15 protein-coding genes and 1 tRNA gene are annotated in these 16,446 nt (G+C 54.9%); 13 read left to right on the forward strand and 3 right to left on the reverse strand.

Annotation, left to right across the window (positions count from 1 at the left end; all coding sequences use genetic code 11):
- Positions 1-12: 12 nt before the first annotated feature.
- Positions 13-1,377 (forward strand): cell envelope integrity protein CreD, encoded by a 1,365-nt coding sequence (creD, locus tag REA38_RS22445; RefSeq protein ID WP_041036554.1) that lies wholly within the window; start codon positions 13-15, stop codon positions 1,375-1,377.
- 37 nt (positions 1,378-1,414) lie between these two features.
- On the opposite strand, the gene fldB is transcribed toward creD, so the two are convergent.
- Positions 1,415-1,933, reverse strand: coding sequence for a flavodoxin FldB (gene fldB, locus REA38_RS22450; RefSeq protein WP_033635825.1), 519 nt, complete (start codon positions 1,931-1,933; stop codon positions 1,415-1,417).
- Between the two features lie 106 nt (positions 1,934-2,039).
- Between fldB and xerD the strand changes: the two genes are divergently transcribed.
- The 12 genes from xerD to REA38_RS22510 all read left to right on the forward strand — a co-directional run bounded on the left by xerD (position 2,040) and on the right by REA38_RS22510 (position 13,679).
- Positions 2,040-2,939: a site-specific tyrosine recombinase XerD gene (gene xerD / locus REA38_RS22455; protein ID WP_033638574.1), complete on the forward strand. Its 900-nt coding sequence runs from the start codon at positions 2,040-2,042 to the stop codon at positions 2,937-2,939.
- 26 nt (positions 2,940-2,965) lie between these two features.
- Positions 2,966-3,682: a bifunctional protein-disulfide isomerase/oxidoreductase DsbC gene (dsbC, locus tag REA38_RS22460; protein ID WP_041036552.1), complete on the forward strand. Its 717-nt coding sequence runs from the start codon at positions 2,966-2,968 to the stop codon at positions 3,680-3,682.
- Positions 3,683-3,688: 6 nt separating this feature from the next.
- Positions 3,689-5,422, forward strand: a complete 1,734-nt coding sequence (gene recJ / locus REA38_RS22465; protein WP_308886657.1) for a single-stranded-DNA-specific exonuclease RecJ — start codon at positions 3,689-3,691, stop codon at positions 5,420-5,422.
- A 166-nt stretch (positions 5,423-5,588) separates the two neighbouring features.
- A protein-coding gene (prfB, locus tag REA38_RS22470) for a peptide chain release factor 2 (protein WP_096242572.1) occupies positions 5,589-6,687 on the forward strand; the annotation gives its coding sequence in 2 pieces (ribosomal slippage) (positions 5,589-5,663 and positions 5,665-6,687; 1,098 coding nt in all).
- Between the two features lie 9 nt (positions 6,688-6,696).
- Positions 6,697-8,214: a lysine--tRNA ligase gene (gene lysS, locus REA38_RS22475; protein WP_033649459.1), complete on the forward strand. Its 1,518-nt coding sequence runs from the start codon at positions 6,697-6,699 to the stop codon at positions 8,212-8,214.
- 147 nt (positions 8,215-8,361) lie between these two features.
- Positions 8,362-8,435: transfer RNA gene (locus tag REA38_RS22480), tRNA-Gly, on the forward strand.
- Between the two features lie 464 nt (positions 8,436-8,899).
- Positions 8,900-9,226: a hypothetical protein gene (locus REA38_RS22485; protein ID WP_142002921.1), complete on the forward strand. Its 327-nt coding sequence runs from the start codon at positions 8,900-8,902 to the stop codon at positions 9,224-9,226.
- A 13-nt stretch (positions 9,227-9,239) separates the two neighbouring features.
- The gene (locus REA38_RS22490; RefSeq protein WP_142002919.1) at positions 9,240-9,500 is read left to right on the forward strand and encodes a hypothetical protein; all 261 of its coding nucleotides are present in this window, start codon (positions 9,240-9,242) and stop codon (positions 9,498-9,500) included.
- A gap of 851 nt (positions 9,501-10,351) precedes the next feature.
- Positions 10,352-10,684 carry a hypothetical protein gene (locus REA38_RS22495; RefSeq protein WP_142002917.1) on the forward strand — a complete coding sequence of 111 codons (333 nt, stop codon included), beginning with the start codon at positions 10,352-10,354 and terminating at the stop codon, positions 10,682-10,684.
- 150 nt (positions 10,685-10,834) lie between these two features.
- The gene (locus REA38_RS22500; protein ID WP_308886658.1) at positions 10,835-12,316 is read left to right on the forward strand and encodes a DNA translocase FtsK; all 1,482 of its coding nucleotides are present in this window, start codon (positions 10,835-10,837) and stop codon (positions 12,314-12,316) included.
- Positions 12,317-12,524: 208 nt separating this feature from the next.
- Positions 12,525-13,355, forward strand: a complete 831-nt coding sequence (locus REA38_RS22505; RefSeq protein ID WP_142002913.1) for an RNase A-like domain-containing protein — start codon at positions 12,525-12,527, stop codon at positions 13,353-13,355.
- An 18-nt stretch (positions 13,356-13,373) separates the two neighbouring features.
- Entirely contained in the window at positions 13,374-13,679 is a 306-nt protein-coding gene (locus tag REA38_RS22510; protein ID WP_185741838.1) for a contact-dependent growth inhibition system immunity protein, read from the forward strand.
- Positions 13,680-13,812: 133 nt separating this feature from the next.
- Here the strand turns inward: REA38_RS22510 and REA38_RS22515 are convergent, their stop codons facing one another.
- Both REA38_RS22515 and REA38_RS22520 read right to left on the reverse strand, forming a co-directional pair.
- Entirely contained in the window at positions 13,813-15,810 is a 1,998-nt protein-coding gene (locus REA38_RS22515; protein WP_308886659.1) for a choline BCCT transporter BetT, read from the reverse strand.
- A 155-nt stretch (positions 15,811-15,965) separates the two neighbouring features.
- The gene (locus tag REA38_RS22520) at positions 15,966-16,313 is read right to left on the reverse strand and encodes a hypothetical protein (RefSeq protein ID WP_049194800.1); all 348 of its coding nucleotides are present in this window, start codon (positions 16,311-16,313) and stop codon (positions 15,966-15,968) included.
- Between the last annotated feature and the right edge of the window lie 133 nt (positions 16,314-16,446).

Raw genomic sequence — 16,446 nt, forward strand, 5'->3', positions numbered from 1 at the left:
CGAGGAGCGAGCATGATGAAATCGGTACTTTTCTGGAAAATAACCACGCTGCTGGGATTGATGGTGGTGATGTTGATCCCCATCGCCCAACTGATGAGCGTGATCGACGAACGCAGCGGCTATCGGCAAAGCGTGGTCGGGCAGGTGAGCGAAAGCACCAGCGGGGCGCAGCGCGTGCTCGGCCCGTTGATTGTCATTCCTTATGTCGAACGAGAAGAGAAAAAAGACGAGAAAGGACAAACGGTGGTGCAGCGGGTGCAGCATCACCGCTATTTGCTGCCGGAGTCGCTTCAGGTGCAGGGGGCACCGAATGTGGAAGTGCGCAAGTTGGGCATTTATCAGACGCAGGTTTACCAGGGGCCGCTGAACTTCAAGGTGCGTTTCGGCCAGCCGGAGCTGGCGGATTTGCAACGCGCCAACGTGACCGTCGGCCAGCCGTTCCTGCTGGTGGCGCTGAGCGATTCTCGCGGCATCAAGAGCATTTCCCCGCTGGCAACGCCGCAGCCGGTGGCGTTTGAGCCGGGCACCGGCGTGGGATCGTTGCGCCAGGGGATCCACGCACCGCTGACGCTGGCGGCGCTGCAACAAAAAGCGGGGCTGAGCGCCGACTTCACCCTGACGCTGGCGGGCACCAGCAGCCTGTCACTGGTGCCGCTGGGGCGCAGCAGCGAGCTGCAGCTGCAAAGCAACTGGCCGCACCCGAATTTCCTCGGCAACTTCCTGCCGGACGAACGCAAGGTGACGGAGCAAGGGTTTAGCGCTCGCTGGCGCAGCACCTGGTTCGCCAACAACATCAACAGTGCGTTCCATTACGACGATGGCATTATCGACGAGGACAAGCTGCCGGCCTTCAGCGCCAGCCTGGTTGAACCGGTCGATCACTATCAGTTGACCGAGCGCGCGGTCAAATACGCGCTGCTGTTTATCGGGCTGACGTTTATGGCGTTTTTCCTGTTCGAAACCCTGACCGGGCTGCGGGTGCACCCGATTCAATACCTGCTGGTCGGCGCGGCGCTGGTGTTGTTCTACCTGATTCTGCTGGCCTTCTCCGAACACCTGGGATTCGCTCTCGCTTACCTGGCGGCCAGCATCGCCTGCAGCGGTCTGATCGGCTTCTATTTGAGCGCCGTACTGCGCGGCAAGCTGCGCGGTGCGCTGTTCGCCGCGAGCCTATTGCTGTTGTACGGCGTGCTCTATTTGCTGCTGCAGTCGGAGGACAATGCGTTGGTGCTGGGGGCGGGGCTGCTGTTCGCCATTCTGGCGGGCATTATGCTGTTGACGCGCAAGTTGGACTGGTATCAGGTGGCCGATCCGGCGCGTCTGGCAAAGGAGACGCCGGCCGGCGAAGACGAGCCACGCTTCCGTCTGTGGAAATAAGCGGGGGAAATCGGGCGCGTTGAGCGCCCGATAGCGGCTACAGCAGCGGCTCCATTTCCAGCAGGATCTGTTCGCACCATTGCTGCAGGCGCTCTTCGCTCAGATCGTATTGATTGACCTCATCGAGCGCCAGGCCGACGAAGTGTTTGCCGTCGGCGCTCAGCGGTTTGGGGCTGGTGAACTCGAAGCCCTCGGTTGGCCAGAAGCCGATGAACTGCACGCCCAGCGGCGCGATGTGATCGTGCAGCATGCCCAGCGCGTCAAGGAACCACTCACCGTACCCGAGCTGATCGCCCATGCCGTACATGGCGACGATTTTGCCTTTCAGATCCAGCGCCGGCAGCTGCGGCCAGATCGCTTCCCAGTCTTCCTGCAGTTCGCCGAAATCCCAGGTCGGGATGCCGAGGATCAGTATGGAATAGTCCTCCATCAGCTTGGGAGAGACGTCTTTCAGGTTGTGCAGGTCGACCAGGTCTTCACCCAGAATCTCACGGATTTTTTCTGCCGCCATCTCGGTGTAGCAGGTGCTGGAGCCGTAAAACAGACCAATCTTCATGTGTAAACCGTTACGTTGCCGTTTAGAGAATTGCAGCGAGTATACCTGATTTGCGTCGGCTTAAGGCATAATGGCGCGGGTGGAAATGCAACAAAGAGAGGACCGCGTGCAACAGCAAGACCATGCGCTGATTGAACAATTCCTGGATGCGCTGTGGCTTGAGCGCAATCTGGCGGAAAATACGCTGGCCTCCTACCGGCTGGATTTGCAGGCGCTGGGCACCTGGCTTGGCCAGCAAAACACCGCCTTGCTGCAGGCGCAGGCGTTGGATCTGCAGGCGTTTCTCGCCGAGCGGGTGGACGGCGGCTACAAGGCCACCAGCTCCGCGCGTTTGCTGAGCGCCATGCGCCGCCTGTTTCAGTACCTGTACCGCGAAAAGCTGCGCGCCGACGATCCCACCGCGCAGCTGGCGTCTCCCAAGCTGCCGCAGCGTTTGCCGAAGGATCTGAGCGAGGCGCAGGTCGATGCGCTGCTGCAGGCGCCCTGCGTCGATCAGCCGCTGGAACTGCGCGACAAGGCGATGCTCGAAGTGTTGTACGCCACCGGGCTGCGAGTTTCCGAACTGGTGGGGCTGAGCATCAGCGACGTCAGCCTGCGCCAGGGCGTGGTGCGGGTGATCGGCAAGGGCAACAAGGAGCGGCTGGTGCCGCTGGGCGAAGAGGCGGTCTACTGGATCGAAAATTATCTGGAGCACGGCCGCCCGTGGCTGGTCAACGGCCAGACGCTGGATGTGCTGTTCCCTAGCACCCGCTGCCAGCAAATGACCCGACAGACGTTCTGGCATCGCATCAAACACTATGCCATCCTTGCGGGCATCGACAGCGAGCGTCTGTCGCCGCACGTGTTGCGGCACGCGTTCGCCACCCATTTGCTGAACCATGGGGCCGATCTCCGTGTCGTACAGATGTTGTTAGGGCACAGCGATCTCTCGACCACGCAAATTTATACTCATGTAGCGACCGAACGACTGAAACAGCTACATCAACAGCATCACCCGCGCGCCTGAGCGGCGGGTTCGAAAGGATTGGAACAATGAAAAAAGGTTTAATGCTGCTCTCACTGCTGGTGGCTTCGGTGACCAGCGCCGCCCATGCCGATGACGCGGCGATCAAAAAAGCGCTCGCCAGCCTGGGCATCCAGCAGGCGGACGTGCAGCCTTCACCGGTCAATGGACTGAAAACCGTGCTGACCGACAGCGGCGTGCTGTACGCCTCCGAAGACGGCAAGCATATCCTGCAGGGCCCGCTGTTCGACGTCAGCGGCAAAGAGCCGGTCAACGTGACCAACCAACTGCTGGGCAGCAAGATGGACGCGCTGAAAGATCAGATGATCGTCTACAAGGCGCCGAAAGAGAAACACGTGATCACCGTGTTCACCGACATCACCTGCGGTTACTGCCACAAGCTGCACCAGCAGATGAAAGAGTACAACGATCTGGGCATCACCGTGCGCTACCTGGCGTTCCCGCGCCAGGGGCTGGCCTCCCAGGCTGAGAAAGACATGCAGTCGATCTGGTGCACCGCCGACAAGGCCAAGGCGTTCGACGCCGCCATGAAGGGCGACGCCATCTCCCCGGCGACCTGCAAAACCGACATCAGCAAGCATTACGAGCTGGGCGTGCAGTTCGGCATTCAGGGCACGCCGGCGATCATCCTGGAAAACGGCATGATGATCCCTGGCTATCAGGGGCCGAAAGAGATGGCCGCCATGCTGGATGCGCACCAGGCCGCCACCAAAGCCGGTGGTTAATCGCCGGTGAGTATCAAAACGCAACTACGTCGCCGCCCGGCGGCGGACGACACGCATCTGCCCGCCAGTTTGCCGCCGCTGCTGCGCCGGCTTTACGCCCTGCGCGGCGTGCAGGCTGAGCAGGAGCTGGAACGCGGCGTCAAGGGCATGCTGCCCTGGCAACAGCTGGACGGCATCGACGACGCCGTCAGCCTGCTGCAACAGGCGCTGGCCGACGGCCGCCGCATCATGGTGGTGGGCGATTTCGACGCCGACGGCGCCACCAGCACCGCACTGACGGTGCTGGCGCTGCGCAGCATGGGCGGCGCCAGCGTCGACTACCTGGTGCCGAACCGCTTTGAAGACGGCTACGGCCTGAGCCCCGAGGTGGTGGAGCAGGCGGCGGCGCGCGGTGCGGAGCTGATCGTCACCGTCGATAACGGCATCTCCTCCCACGCCGGCGTCGACGTGGCGCACGCCAAGGGCATGCAGGTGTTGGTGACCGATCACCACCTGCCGGGCGAGACCCTGCCGGCGGCCGAAGCGATCGTCAATCCCAACCTGCGCGGCTGCGCCTTCCCGTCCAAATCGCTGGCCGGGGTGGGCGTCGCGTTCTACCTGATGCTGGCGCTGCGCGCCCGGCTGCGGGACAGCGGCTGGTTCGAGCAGCGCGCGCTGGCGATGCCCAATCTGGCGGAACTGCTGGATCTGGTGGCGCTTGGCACCGTGGCCGACGTGGTGCCGCTGGATGCCAACAACCGCATTCTGGTGTATCAGGGGTTAAACCGCATCCGTGCCGGCAAATGCCGTCCGGGCATCCGCGCGCTGCTTGAGGTGGCCAACCGCGATGCCCGCCAACTGGCGGCCAACGATCTCGGTTTCGCCCTCGGCCCGCGTCTTAACGCCGCCGGCAGGCTGGACGACATGTCGATCGGCGTGGCGCTGCTGCTGAGCGACGATATTGCGCAGGCGCGTATGCTGGCCAACGATCTCGACGCGCTGAACCAGACGCGACGCGAGATAGAGCAGGGCATGCAGGTGGAAGCCCTGCAGCTGTGCGACCAGCTGGAGCGCACCAGTACCGAGCTGCCTTACGGGCTGGCGATGTATCACCCGGAATGGCACCAGGGCGTGGTGGGTATCCTCGCCTCACGTATCAAAGAGCGTTTCCACCGCCCGGTGATCGCGTTCGCGCCGGCGGGCGACGGCATCCTGAAAGGCTCCGGCCGTTCGGTGCCTGGCCTGCACATGCGCGACGCGCTGGAGCGGCTGGATATGCTGAACCCCGGCCTGATGATGAAGTTCGGCGGCCACGCGATGGCGGCCGGGCTGTCGCTGGAAGAGGCCAGGTTCGACGAGTTCCGCCAGCGCTTCGGCGAGCTGGTGGGGGAATGGCTCGATCCGGCGATGCTGGAAGGGGTTATCTGGTCTGACGGCGAGCTGGCGATGCAGGAGCTGTCGCTGACGACGGCGGAGCTGCTGCGCGAGGGCGGCCCGTGGGGCCAGGCGTTCCCGGAACCGACCTTCGACGGCAAATTCCGCATCCTGCAGCAGCGGCTGGTGGGCGAGAAACACCTGAAGCTGATGGTGGAGCCGCTCGGCGGCGGCCCGCTGCTCGACGGCATCGCATTCAACGTGGACACCACGCTGTGGCCGGACAGCAGCGTGCGCGAGGTCGAGCTGGCCTACAAGCTCGACGTCAACGAGTTTCGCGGCAGCCGCAACGTGCAGCTGCTGATCCAGCATCTTTGGCCGCGCTGAGGCGAAATTGAACACAATTCGGGGATTGGGCTCTCCAATCCCCTGCATCCTTCCCGATCGCCACAAAAACTGACCAACTCGCTATAAACTGCCGCCCGGATCCGTTAGAATTAGCGGTTCCAATGGCATTCCGCCATCGACGACATCAACGTAAAAGAACGAAACCATGTTTGAAATTAACCCGGTAAAAAACCGAATTCAGGACCTGTCCGAGCGGACTGCGGTTCTTAGGGGGTATCTTTGACTATGATGCCAAGAAGGAACGCCTAGAAGAAGTCAACGCCGAGCTGGAACAGCCGGACGTGTGGAACGAACCGGAGCGCGCGCAGGCGCTCGGCAAAGAGCGCGCCGCGCTGGAAGCCATCGTTGAAACCATCGATCAGCTGGAGCAGGGCGGCGAAGACGTCGGCGGGCTGCTGGAACTGGCGGTAGAAGCCGACGATGAAGAGACCTTCAACGAAGCGGTCGCCGAGCTGGATCAGCTGATGAGCAAGCTGGATCAGTTGGAATTCCGCCGCATGTTCTCCGGCGAATACGACAGCGCCGACTGCTATCTGGATATCCAGGCCGGCTCCGGCGGCACCGAAGCGCAGGACTGGGCCAGCATGCTGCTGCGCATGTACCTGCGCTGGGCCGAAGCCAAGGGCTTCAAGACCGAAGTGATCGAAGAGTCCGACGGCGACGTCGCGGGCCTGAAATCTGCCACCATCAAGATCATCGGCGATTACGCGTTCGGCTGGTTGCGCACTGAAACCGGCGTTCACCGCCTGGTGCGCAAGAGCCCGTTCGACTCCGGCGGCCGTCGCCACACCTCGTTCAGCTCGGTGTTCATCTACCCGGAAGTCGACGACGATATCGATATCGAAATCAACCCGGCGGATCTGCGTATCGACGTGTACCGCGCCTCCGGTGCGGGCGGTCAGCACGTCAACAAAACCGAATCCGCCGTACGTATTACTCACCTGCCAACCAACATCGTGGTGCAGTGCCAGAACGATCGTTCTCAGCATAAGAACAAGGATCAAGCGTTTAAACAGCTGCGAGCCAAGCTGTACGAGTTTGAGATGCAAAAGAAAAATGCTGATAAGCAGACGATGGAAGACAACAAGTCCGACATCGGCTGGGGCAGCCAAATCCGTTCTTACGTGCTGGATGACTCTCGCATCAAGGATTTGCGCACCAACGTCGAAACGCGTAACACGCAGGCCGTACTGGATGGCGACCTGGATAAATTCATTGAGGCAAGTTTGAAAGCCGGGTTATGAGGAATAGAAATGTCTGAACAACAAGTACAGGGCGCCGATCAGGCGCTGGATCTCAATAACGAACTGCAGTCCCGCCGCGAGAAACTGGCCGGCCTGCGCGAGAACGGCATTGCGTTCCCGAATGACTTCCGTCGTGACTCCACCTCCGACAAACTGCACGCCGCGTACGGCGATAAAGACAACGAAGAGCTGGAAGCGCTGGGCGTAGAGGTGACCGTCGCCGGCCGCATGATGACCCGCCGCATTATGGGCAAGGCATCCTTCGTCACGCTGCAGGACGTGGGTGGCCGCATCCAGCTGTACGTCGCGCGCGACGATCTGGCTGAAGGCGTGTACAACGACCAGTTCAAGAAGTGGGACCTGGGCGATATTCTCGGCGCACGCGGCAAGCTGTTCAAAACCAAAACCGGCGAACTGTCGATCCACTGCACCGAGCTGCGTCTGCTGACCAAAGCGCTGCGCCCGCTGCCGGACAAATTCCACGGCCTGGCGGATCAGGAAACCCGTTACCGCCAGCGTTACCTGGACCTGATCGCCAACGAAGAATCGCGCAACACCTTCAAGGTGCGTTCTCAGGTGATGTCGGCTATCCGCAACTTCATGGTGGAACGCGGCTTCATGGAAGTCGAAACCCCGATGATGCAGGTGATCCCGGGCGGCGCGTCCGCGCGTCCGTTCATCACGCACCACAATGCGCTGGATATCGACATGTACCTGCGCATCGCGCCGGAACTGTATCTGAAGCGTCTGGTGGTCGGCGGCTTTGAGCGCGTGTTCGAAATCAACCGCAACTTCCGTAACGAAGGCGTTTCTCCGCGTCACAACCCAGAGTTCACCATGATGGAACTCTACATGGCTTACGCGGATTACAAAGACCTGATCGAACTGACCGAGACGCTGTTCCGCACCCTGACCGAGAAAGTGCTGGGCACCTCTCAGGTGCAGTACGGTGACGAAGTGTTCGACTTCGGCAAGCCGTTCGAGAAGCTGACCATGACCGAGGCGATCAAGAAATACCGCCCGGAAACCGATCTGGCTGACCTGGCCGACATGGGCAAAGCGGTAGCCATCGCCGAATCCATCGGCATCAAGGTTGAGAAGAGTTGGGGTCTGGGCCGCGTCGTGACCGAGATTTTCGAAGAAGTGGCGGAAAGCCATCTGATTCAGCCGACCTTCATCACCGAGTACCCGGCTGAAGTGTCGCCGCTGGCGCGCCGCAACGACGTGAACCCGGAAATCACCGACCGCTTCGAGTTCTTCATCGGCGGCCGTGAAATCGGCAACGGCTTCTCCGAGCTTAACGACGCCGAAGACCAGGCTCAGCGCTTTGCCGATCAGGTGAACGCCAAAGACGCCGGCGACGACGAAGCGATGTTCTACGACGAAGACTACGTCACCGCGCTGGAGCACGGCCTGCCGCCGACCGCCGGTCTGGGCATCGGTATCGACCGTATGGTGATGCTGTTCACCAACAGCCATACCATCCGCGACGTGATTCTGTTCCCGGCGATGCGCCCACAGAAATAATTCCGTTTAGCGTGAAACCACCGGTGCAGGCAACTGCGCCGGTTTTTTTTCGCCCGCCGGACTTAACCGCTTAAAACATCGACAGTTACGCGCCATCTCCGCTTGCCCGCCGCCGATAACCGGTTATAATGCCTGTCGCACACCGATGCGGGTGTAGTTCAATGGTAGAACGGCAGCTTCCCAAGCTGCATACGAGGGTTCGATTCCCTTCACCCGCTCCAAAACTTCCTCATGCATCACTCCATTGAGCTCTAAGCGCTTTAAGAAAACTGATTCTCGCTAACTGCATCACCGTTTGACGAGGGTTAACATGTGAGCCGATCATGCCGTTGCTTCAGCGTCCTACCGCGATAGCACAACAAGAAAACTAAGCCCTCGTTGTAGGCTCTAAATACTTATAAAAATCTCATCGCAAATCGCATTTAAGCCTCATGTCTCTAAACAGGTTCATGGTGGTTTTCGTTCCTGCACACGATATGCAGGCTCTGCCAGCGTTTCAGCCACGCTTCCCTGAAGGGATACACTGTTATCTTGATAAGACCTTGCTCTGAGTAGATCACTGATGCTGTCGCTAACGCTCCGCTTTGCGTGTTACCACCAACTGGGCTTAATGGCTTTTATTGCTTTTTGAAAGACTTAGGCTAAGGTTATACCTTACCCATGTATATAGTAAGGAGTAAATAAAATGGAAAAAATGCACTTTAAAGCTTCTGCACAGTATGACGATTGGACTGGTAGTGTTGCAGCGGATGGCGCAGATCAGGAGGATTTTAGCGATCTTCTGAGAGCCAAAGGTATTCTCAAGGAAGGGGAGGTTGTTAAGGGCATTTCCTTTTACTCAGGGGGACGTTCCCTGAGTGTTTCAGCATTTATTACTGACGAGGAATATGGTTTACGTAAAGAGCACATTGAGATAACGCTCGAAGAGTTTTTCAAAACATTCAAACGCTTTTCAATCAAGATGTCCCGGCATGGGGAATTTGACGATCAGGAAATTGAGTTCAAAGAATAAGGAGGCAAGGCTAATGAGTTTTTATTTTGACGAAAATGGCGCTGCTATTGGATACCAGGTAGAAGGCCGTTGGCTCATCAAAGGGGACTATTTGCAAGTTGAACATGGCCCAAATATACCCGGTGGCCTATATAAAATCACAGACGATAGAGTAAAGTTCCCATTTGACTTCAAAGAGCATGAGGGCGTGATTGACACTGAAAATCTAACCTTCATTGTGAGTGGTGTTAAACATAAGATGGTGAAGCAAAAAAAGAATCCGTGGGATCTTTAATTGCTGCCGCGCCCTCAGTCCTACCGCCCATCGGAACTGGGTAAATTTTAGTCTAAATAACAACTGTTAGATAAAGGGCGCTAACACGCTCTCTGTATGACTTAGACAGTTTGACGGTAAGAGCCCTGAAGACCACACGATACCCTTGTGCAAAAGCCACTTGAGGGGGGAGGGGGGCAGAGCGGTGTCAAGGTAGTGTTTCAAGGTTTACCTATGTTGGAGAACTACGGAGTAACCTTTGTCGGTAGCCTTGTTGATAGGCACATCCACAGCACTTGTGACGGCCTTCACCATCGAATGCTGGAGCATACCGATGACTGTTATAACAAATACTCATTTTATGGGCTTAGCCCCTCATAGGGCACAAAATTTTTTATAAGGTCCATCTATGCTGTCGACAATAAATCGTCTGATTCTTTGTAAGAAAGATAGCAAGCTAATGGTTTGCCTTATGCCCCAAAACTCTCAGCGACTTAGCTTCTTGGGGAGCCGAGTTCACTATGTGGGGGCGGATTTTTTGTTGTCTAGGGAATATAAAAACACTATACGTAGTGCTATTTCTTCTGATTTAGTCAAGATAATGAGAGAGTAGATCGTTTACAAGTGAAAAAAGTGGCCTAATTTTCGGATAGCTTGGGGAATATTTTTTTAATATGATCAGCCAGGTAAGCTTGTCAATAGGTGGAAGGAATATCCCATAAAATGTGTGAGATGAGGTCGTTTAACTGTTTGTTTAATGTTAGTATGATTAGTAATGTTAAATAAATTATTATTGCCACGTAAACTCTGTAATGATGCTTAGTAGTTGAAAGTCAAATGGCTTTAATGTTTTTTTATTGGGGGGTAATAAATTGAAGGAATTGATTCGTGAGGTTTTTAGAGATTATCGGCAGGTTGCTGAAAAGAGTTCCGGTGCTCTCGCTCTGAGCGTGATTCAAATGCTGGTAATGATGGGGTGTTTAGCAAAGCGTGAAGCATTGAATAATATTTTTTATTACTTAGGGCTTACTGGGATCGCTTTCTTAGCAATAATAGGTTTTTTTACTTCCATTCTTAGTGTTGGTGCAATAATCAATGATGTGACGCCTGAGAAGTCATGGAGCAGGCGTATTATCTCCTGGTTGTTCTATCCAGTAGGACTGGGCGTTTTTTTGGTGGCGGCGGCCTCTCTGAAATCGTTGTAACGCAAGCGACTGCTAAAAATAATCTCTCGGATATCAATCCAATCGATGTTTCAAAGCATGACTATACGCCGTAATAGGGTATAGATCCTTAGTAACAGATGATAGAGTAATCATTTCGTTTGCTTCGTTAACTACTATATAGAGGGAGCTATGCCAAATTTTGCAACGACTCCGTTACCAAAAATTGAACTGTTATCTGTCCCTCCGGTTGATAATTTCAAATCGAATAGTTCGAAGCTTATTGAAATGGTTCGGCTTATCGAATCCAGTTTAGCTTTGTATCACGTGGCGGCTACAGTTGCTGGCATATCACAAGGGCCGATATTTACAACCTTTGAATTACGACTAGCACCTGGTGTAACTGTTAGCCGTGTTGCTACTTTGGCTCATGATCTAGCCCGTGTACTCTCAGCTGAAAAACTAAGGATTCTGCATGTTATTCCTGGAAAGCCACACATAGGGATAGAAGTGCTCAACACATACCGTCATGCAGTTTATTTGCGTGAGGTGCTGGATAGCTCCGAGTTCAGGAGGCAGTCTTCCCCCTTAGCCGTGGCATTGGGTAAAGACATTACGGGTAAATCAGTAGTTGTTGATCTGGCGTGTATGCCCCATTTATTGATAGGGGGCATGACCGGTTCAGGTAAGTCTGTGCTCCTTGATGCGGTGATTCTAAGCATATTGTATCGGGCAAGTCCGCAAGAGGTTCGATTCATTATGATTGACCCAAAAATGCTGGATTTATCGTTTTACGAAGGTATCCCGCATCTATTAACTAATGTCATTACTGACATGCAAGAAGCCGTCAATGCATTATGTTGGTGCATGGCTGAGATGGAACGTCGCTTTAAGCTGATGTATGCATTAGGTGTGCGTCAGTTGACCAGTTACAACGATCGTATTGAGTTGGCTACAGTTATGGGGCGACCACTCCCGGATCCGTTCTGGAAACCTTCTAGCAAAGCGGAACACACTCCACCAGTACTGGAAAAAGAGCCTTATATTGTGGTTGTAGTGGACAACATTGCCGAATTAATGATGGCTGCGGGTGAACAAGCTCAAGAGATGATCGTTAGTTTGGCTCAGAAGGCTCATTCAGTAGGTATTCACATCATAATGTCTACTTCCCTGCCATCGGTTACCGCAATGGCCAGCGCGATTAAGGCCAGCATACCTACCCGCATTGCATTAACCGTTCGAAGTAAGGGCGATTCAAGCACTATTTTAGGGCAAGGGGGTGCTGAATTGCTAATGGGGGCTGGTGATATGCTTTACATGGCTGCAAACTCCAATAAACCACAACGTGTTCATGGTGCGTTCGTCAACGAACAAGATATTTATGCGGTAGTTAGGGATTGGAAAATTCGCGAATGGCCCCAATACCAACCGGGTATTTTCAATAGTGGGGAGTTTCCTGTTGAAACGGACTTTGATGAAGAACTAGATCCCTTATTCGACGAAGCTGTAACATTTGTTATCGATGAGCGCAGAGTTTCCGTTTTTTTAGTGCAACGCCAGTTCCGCATTGGTTATAACCGTGCTAATCGCATCATCGAAAAGATGGAGGAACTGGGTATCATTAGTGAGCAAGGATCCAATGGTAACAGAAAGGTGATAGTGCCTATCAGATAAGAATTCTCGGTCAATAGTTATATCTAGAACGATGATAGAAGTTCATATGAATTATATCATCAGAAGTTGTAGCTTCTATTAATTTTTACAGGGTTCGGTATGGAGCTGAGGCGGTCAACACCTATTGTGACCTGATAGCGAAAACTACGCAGTACAATATTTACTGCGACTGTACACAGAAAAATGAACCGCAATAAAAGGATTTATCATGGCAACAGAGGAAGGTTTAAGCGCTGTGCTTTCGCCGGTTCAACTGGCGGCAGTTATGTCAGACAGAAGCGTTACGGAAGGGGAAACCTTGAGTAATCGCCTGTTTGGCGGGTTGGGGCTTGCTGGTGGAGTTGTTGAACTCATTGGTGCTGGTGCGCTGTGTTATGCACCGGACCCAACATTTTTAACCAAGGTTGGTTGTGTCATTGTCGGTACCCATAGTCTCGATAGTATCAAAGCCGCCTCCAATCAAATTGTTACTGGCCAACCGACAACCACTGATACTTACCAATCTGCTGTTGCACTGGCTAGAACGCTGGGCGCGGAAGATGATACGGCTTATAACGTAGGGCTTACGGTCGATGTTGCGGTGCCGTTGGTGTTTGCGGCAGCGATAGGCGCGGCGCGTGTTGCTTCTGTTCGTATGGGGAGAGTAAGACTGGTTGAGCATGAGTCTATGACGGGCGCGAAACCTGGCGGCCATACGATTGCGAAGCATATAGCCAAGACACCGGATGAATTGGCGCAAAGACTTGCTACAATCCCTACCATGCGGGCAGCAACAACATTCACTAACGTGCGTATTGCCGAAGAGGCTATTTCCGGCGCAGTGAAACATAATCAGGAATGGATAAAAATTTGGGTAAGAAGCTCAACGCGTCCCTTGTCGCCTCTCGTCGTGAACTATTCTGCCGGACGTGTAATTGGCTATGGTTTACGGCGTGGCGAGCAGAACATTATCAAACTGACCAATCTTAGGGTTGTCATACGCTTTGAGGTTTTTCACGGCAAGCCGTATTACATCCTTACTGCTTACCCCACTTTTTGAGATCACACGATGAAAATAATGGGTAACTTTTCCGCCCTGGAACATCTGATACAAATTTATTTCGGGCAGGATAGCTACGAAATCACAGGGGCGACAACTCTTCCCGGCGTTATGGGCTTCTATCTTCAAGACAACCCATCATCGAAGATAGACACCTTGATCGCGGATATTGTCGAATTTGAAACGGCATACTCGGGCTCGCTTGATGATGAATTCAGTGCTCGATGGGGGAACGATGTGTTGCCGGAGCTATGGGGAACAACGACACAGGATTTCTTGAAACAAATTCGGATACTGGCAGCCCACCATCAGTTGGCTCACTAATTCTGGCGTTATGTGTGAATGCTTAAAGCGGCTATGCATACTTGTGTGAGCCGAAGCGACGGTGTGCATATGTATAGATACGTAGCACATAATAGGAGTGTACATGCCGCCCCTCGGGACGGCATGTCGGCATTCAGCGAACCAGATGCAAGAAATGCAGGTGTTTTTCGTACTGGTCGAGAATATCGTTGATCAACTGCTCCTGATTCCAGCCCATGACATCGTAGTTCTGGCCACCTTCTTTCAGGTAGATCTCCGCGCGATAATACTTGTGCTGCTCGGCTTGCTGTTCATCGTTATCCAGCCCGGCCAGAGCGAACGTCGGCGAACTGTAGCCGCGCAGTCTGACTTCATAGATAAAGTTAAGCTCATCGCCCAAATCGACCTCGAAACGAATGCGGTCTTCCGCAGTGGCGTTGATGCTGCTGAGCGTGTTTTGTTTACTCAGCTCTTCCTGCACCAGCGTCATGGCCGGTTGGATAACCTCATCCATAAAGCGCTTAACCAGCGAGCGTTTTGGCAGATAGGCGATATTGCGCAGCCTGCGCTGCCAGGGAATGGGGTTGCGGGCGGCGGTGGGGGCGATGGTGGCCATATTTTGGCTGTCGCGCTTGGTCAGGTCGCGGCGCAGCGCCTTAAGCAAACCGTAAATGGATATCAGCAAGATGGCTGAGAACGGCAATGCGCTGGCGATGGTGACGGTTTGCAGCGCGCTGAGCCCCCCGGCGATCAGCAAGGCGATGGCGACGATGCCCATCAGCGACGCCCAGAAAATGCGTTGCCAAACCGGCGTGTTGCTGGAGCCGCCCGAAGCCAGCGTATCTACGACCATGGCGCCGGAATCGGCGGACGTGACGAAAAAGACGATCACCATCGCCATGGCGATAAACGAAAGCACGCTGGAGAACGGGAAATGCTCCAGGAAGTTAAACAACGCCAACGCCACGTCTTGCTGTACCGTAGTGGCGAGGTCTGTCGCGCCCTGTTCCATGATGAGGTAAATGGCGCTGTTGCCGAACACCGTCATCCACATGAGGGTGAAGCCTGCCGGGACGAACAGCACGCCCGTGACAAATTCGCGGATGGTTCGGCCGCGGGAAACCCGAGCGATGAACATACCGACGAAAGGCGACCAGGAGAGCCACCACCCCCAGTAGAGCAGCGTCCATCCGCCTAACCAGTTGCTGGATTTTGGCTCGTAGGCATACAGGTTGAACGTCTTGCTGACCAGCTCGGACAGATAGCCGCCGGTATTTTCCACAAAGGATTTCAACAGCAGGACGGTTGGCCCCAACAGCAAGACCAGGGCCAGGAGCAACAGCGCCAGGCCAAGGTTCAGCTCTGACAGAAAGCGTATGCCTTTCTCCAGCCCTGAAACCACGGAAATGGTGGCCAGTCCGGTAATCACCACGATCAAGATCACCTGAACGGTTTCGTTGATCGGCACGCCAAACAGGTGGTTAAGCCCGGCGTTGACCTGCAACACGCCATAACCCAGCGAGGTCGCGACCCCGAACACGGTGCCGATGACGGCGAAGATATCGACGGCGTGGCCGATAGGGCCATAAATGCGGTCGCCGATGATCGGATAAAGCGCAGAGCGCAGAGTCAACGGCAGGCCATGCCGATAGCTGAAGAAGGCCAGAATCAACGCCACGATGGCGTAGATCGCCCAGGCGTGCAGCCCCCAGTGGAAAAAGGTCAGGCGCATGGCCTGTTTGGCCGCCTCGACGCTCTCGGGCGTGCCGACCGGCGGCGAAAGATAGTGCATAACCGGTTCTGCCACGCCGAAGAACATCAGGCCGATGCCCATCCCCGCTGAAAACAGCATGGCAAACCATGAGTGGTAGCGAAAATCGGGTTGCGCATGATCGGGGCCGAGTTTGATGTCGCCGTAGCGGGAAAGCCCCAGAAACGTCACGCTGAGCAAAATCAGCGCCACGGCCAAAATATAAAACCAGCTGGCGTTGGTGAAGATTTGTTGCTGCAGAAGTTTGAAGTTCTTGTCAGCGACGTCGGGGAAAAAGGCGGCGAACGCGACCAGAAGAAAAATGAGGACTGCAGAGGTGAAGAATACCGCTTTGTTGATATGGCTTTGCGGATTTTTTAGGGGGGTGTCTTTCTCACTCATAAATTAATTTATTCCATTTGTTTGATTATCGCCCTGAATGGAGGAGAGGTGTAACCTGTTATATCGTAGCAAAATAGTCAGGCTGTCGGTGTCGGTCAATAGGGCGGAATTACCGCTGCCTGAGTGCGGTAATTCCGAGTTATTCCGTGTTGCCGTTAGTTAAATAAAAATGCCAATAACCCCGTCACCTTATTTTTATTTTCCCATCCTTCCAATTTCATGCAGGCATTAACGTGTTCTGTTCTGCGCATTGCATTGCTGTCCGAGGGAAAGGCGCCGCCACCGGCGTTGGGGATCTCCGTGCCGTTGATAGTCATGGAGGAGAAGGCCGGTGAGCTGGCGTGCAAAGACAGGCTGACGGGATAGCGCTGTTCAGCTGCTTGCCGGCAGCTGGCTCTGGCCGCTTCCAGGGGCGTCGGGGTTGCCGTTTGCGCTTCCCATTTCTCCGGCGTGGCGCAGGAAGACATCATCAACGCGGCGGCGATAACTGCATATTTTCGCAAAGTAAAAATCCATTTCTAAAATAAAATCCTCTGTATTCTACCCCCGGCGTTGCGCGATGGGCAGCGTTGGTGAAGGCGTCTGTTGTTTGACCGATATGGCCTGCGAAAGATGTGGCGCTGTGCGGCCCGCTCA

It is taken from the genome of Serratia sp. MF1(2023), assembly GCF_030954545.1.
GTDB lineage: Bacteria > Pseudomonadota > Gammaproteobacteria > Enterobacterales > Enterobacteriaceae > Serratia > Serratia sarumanii.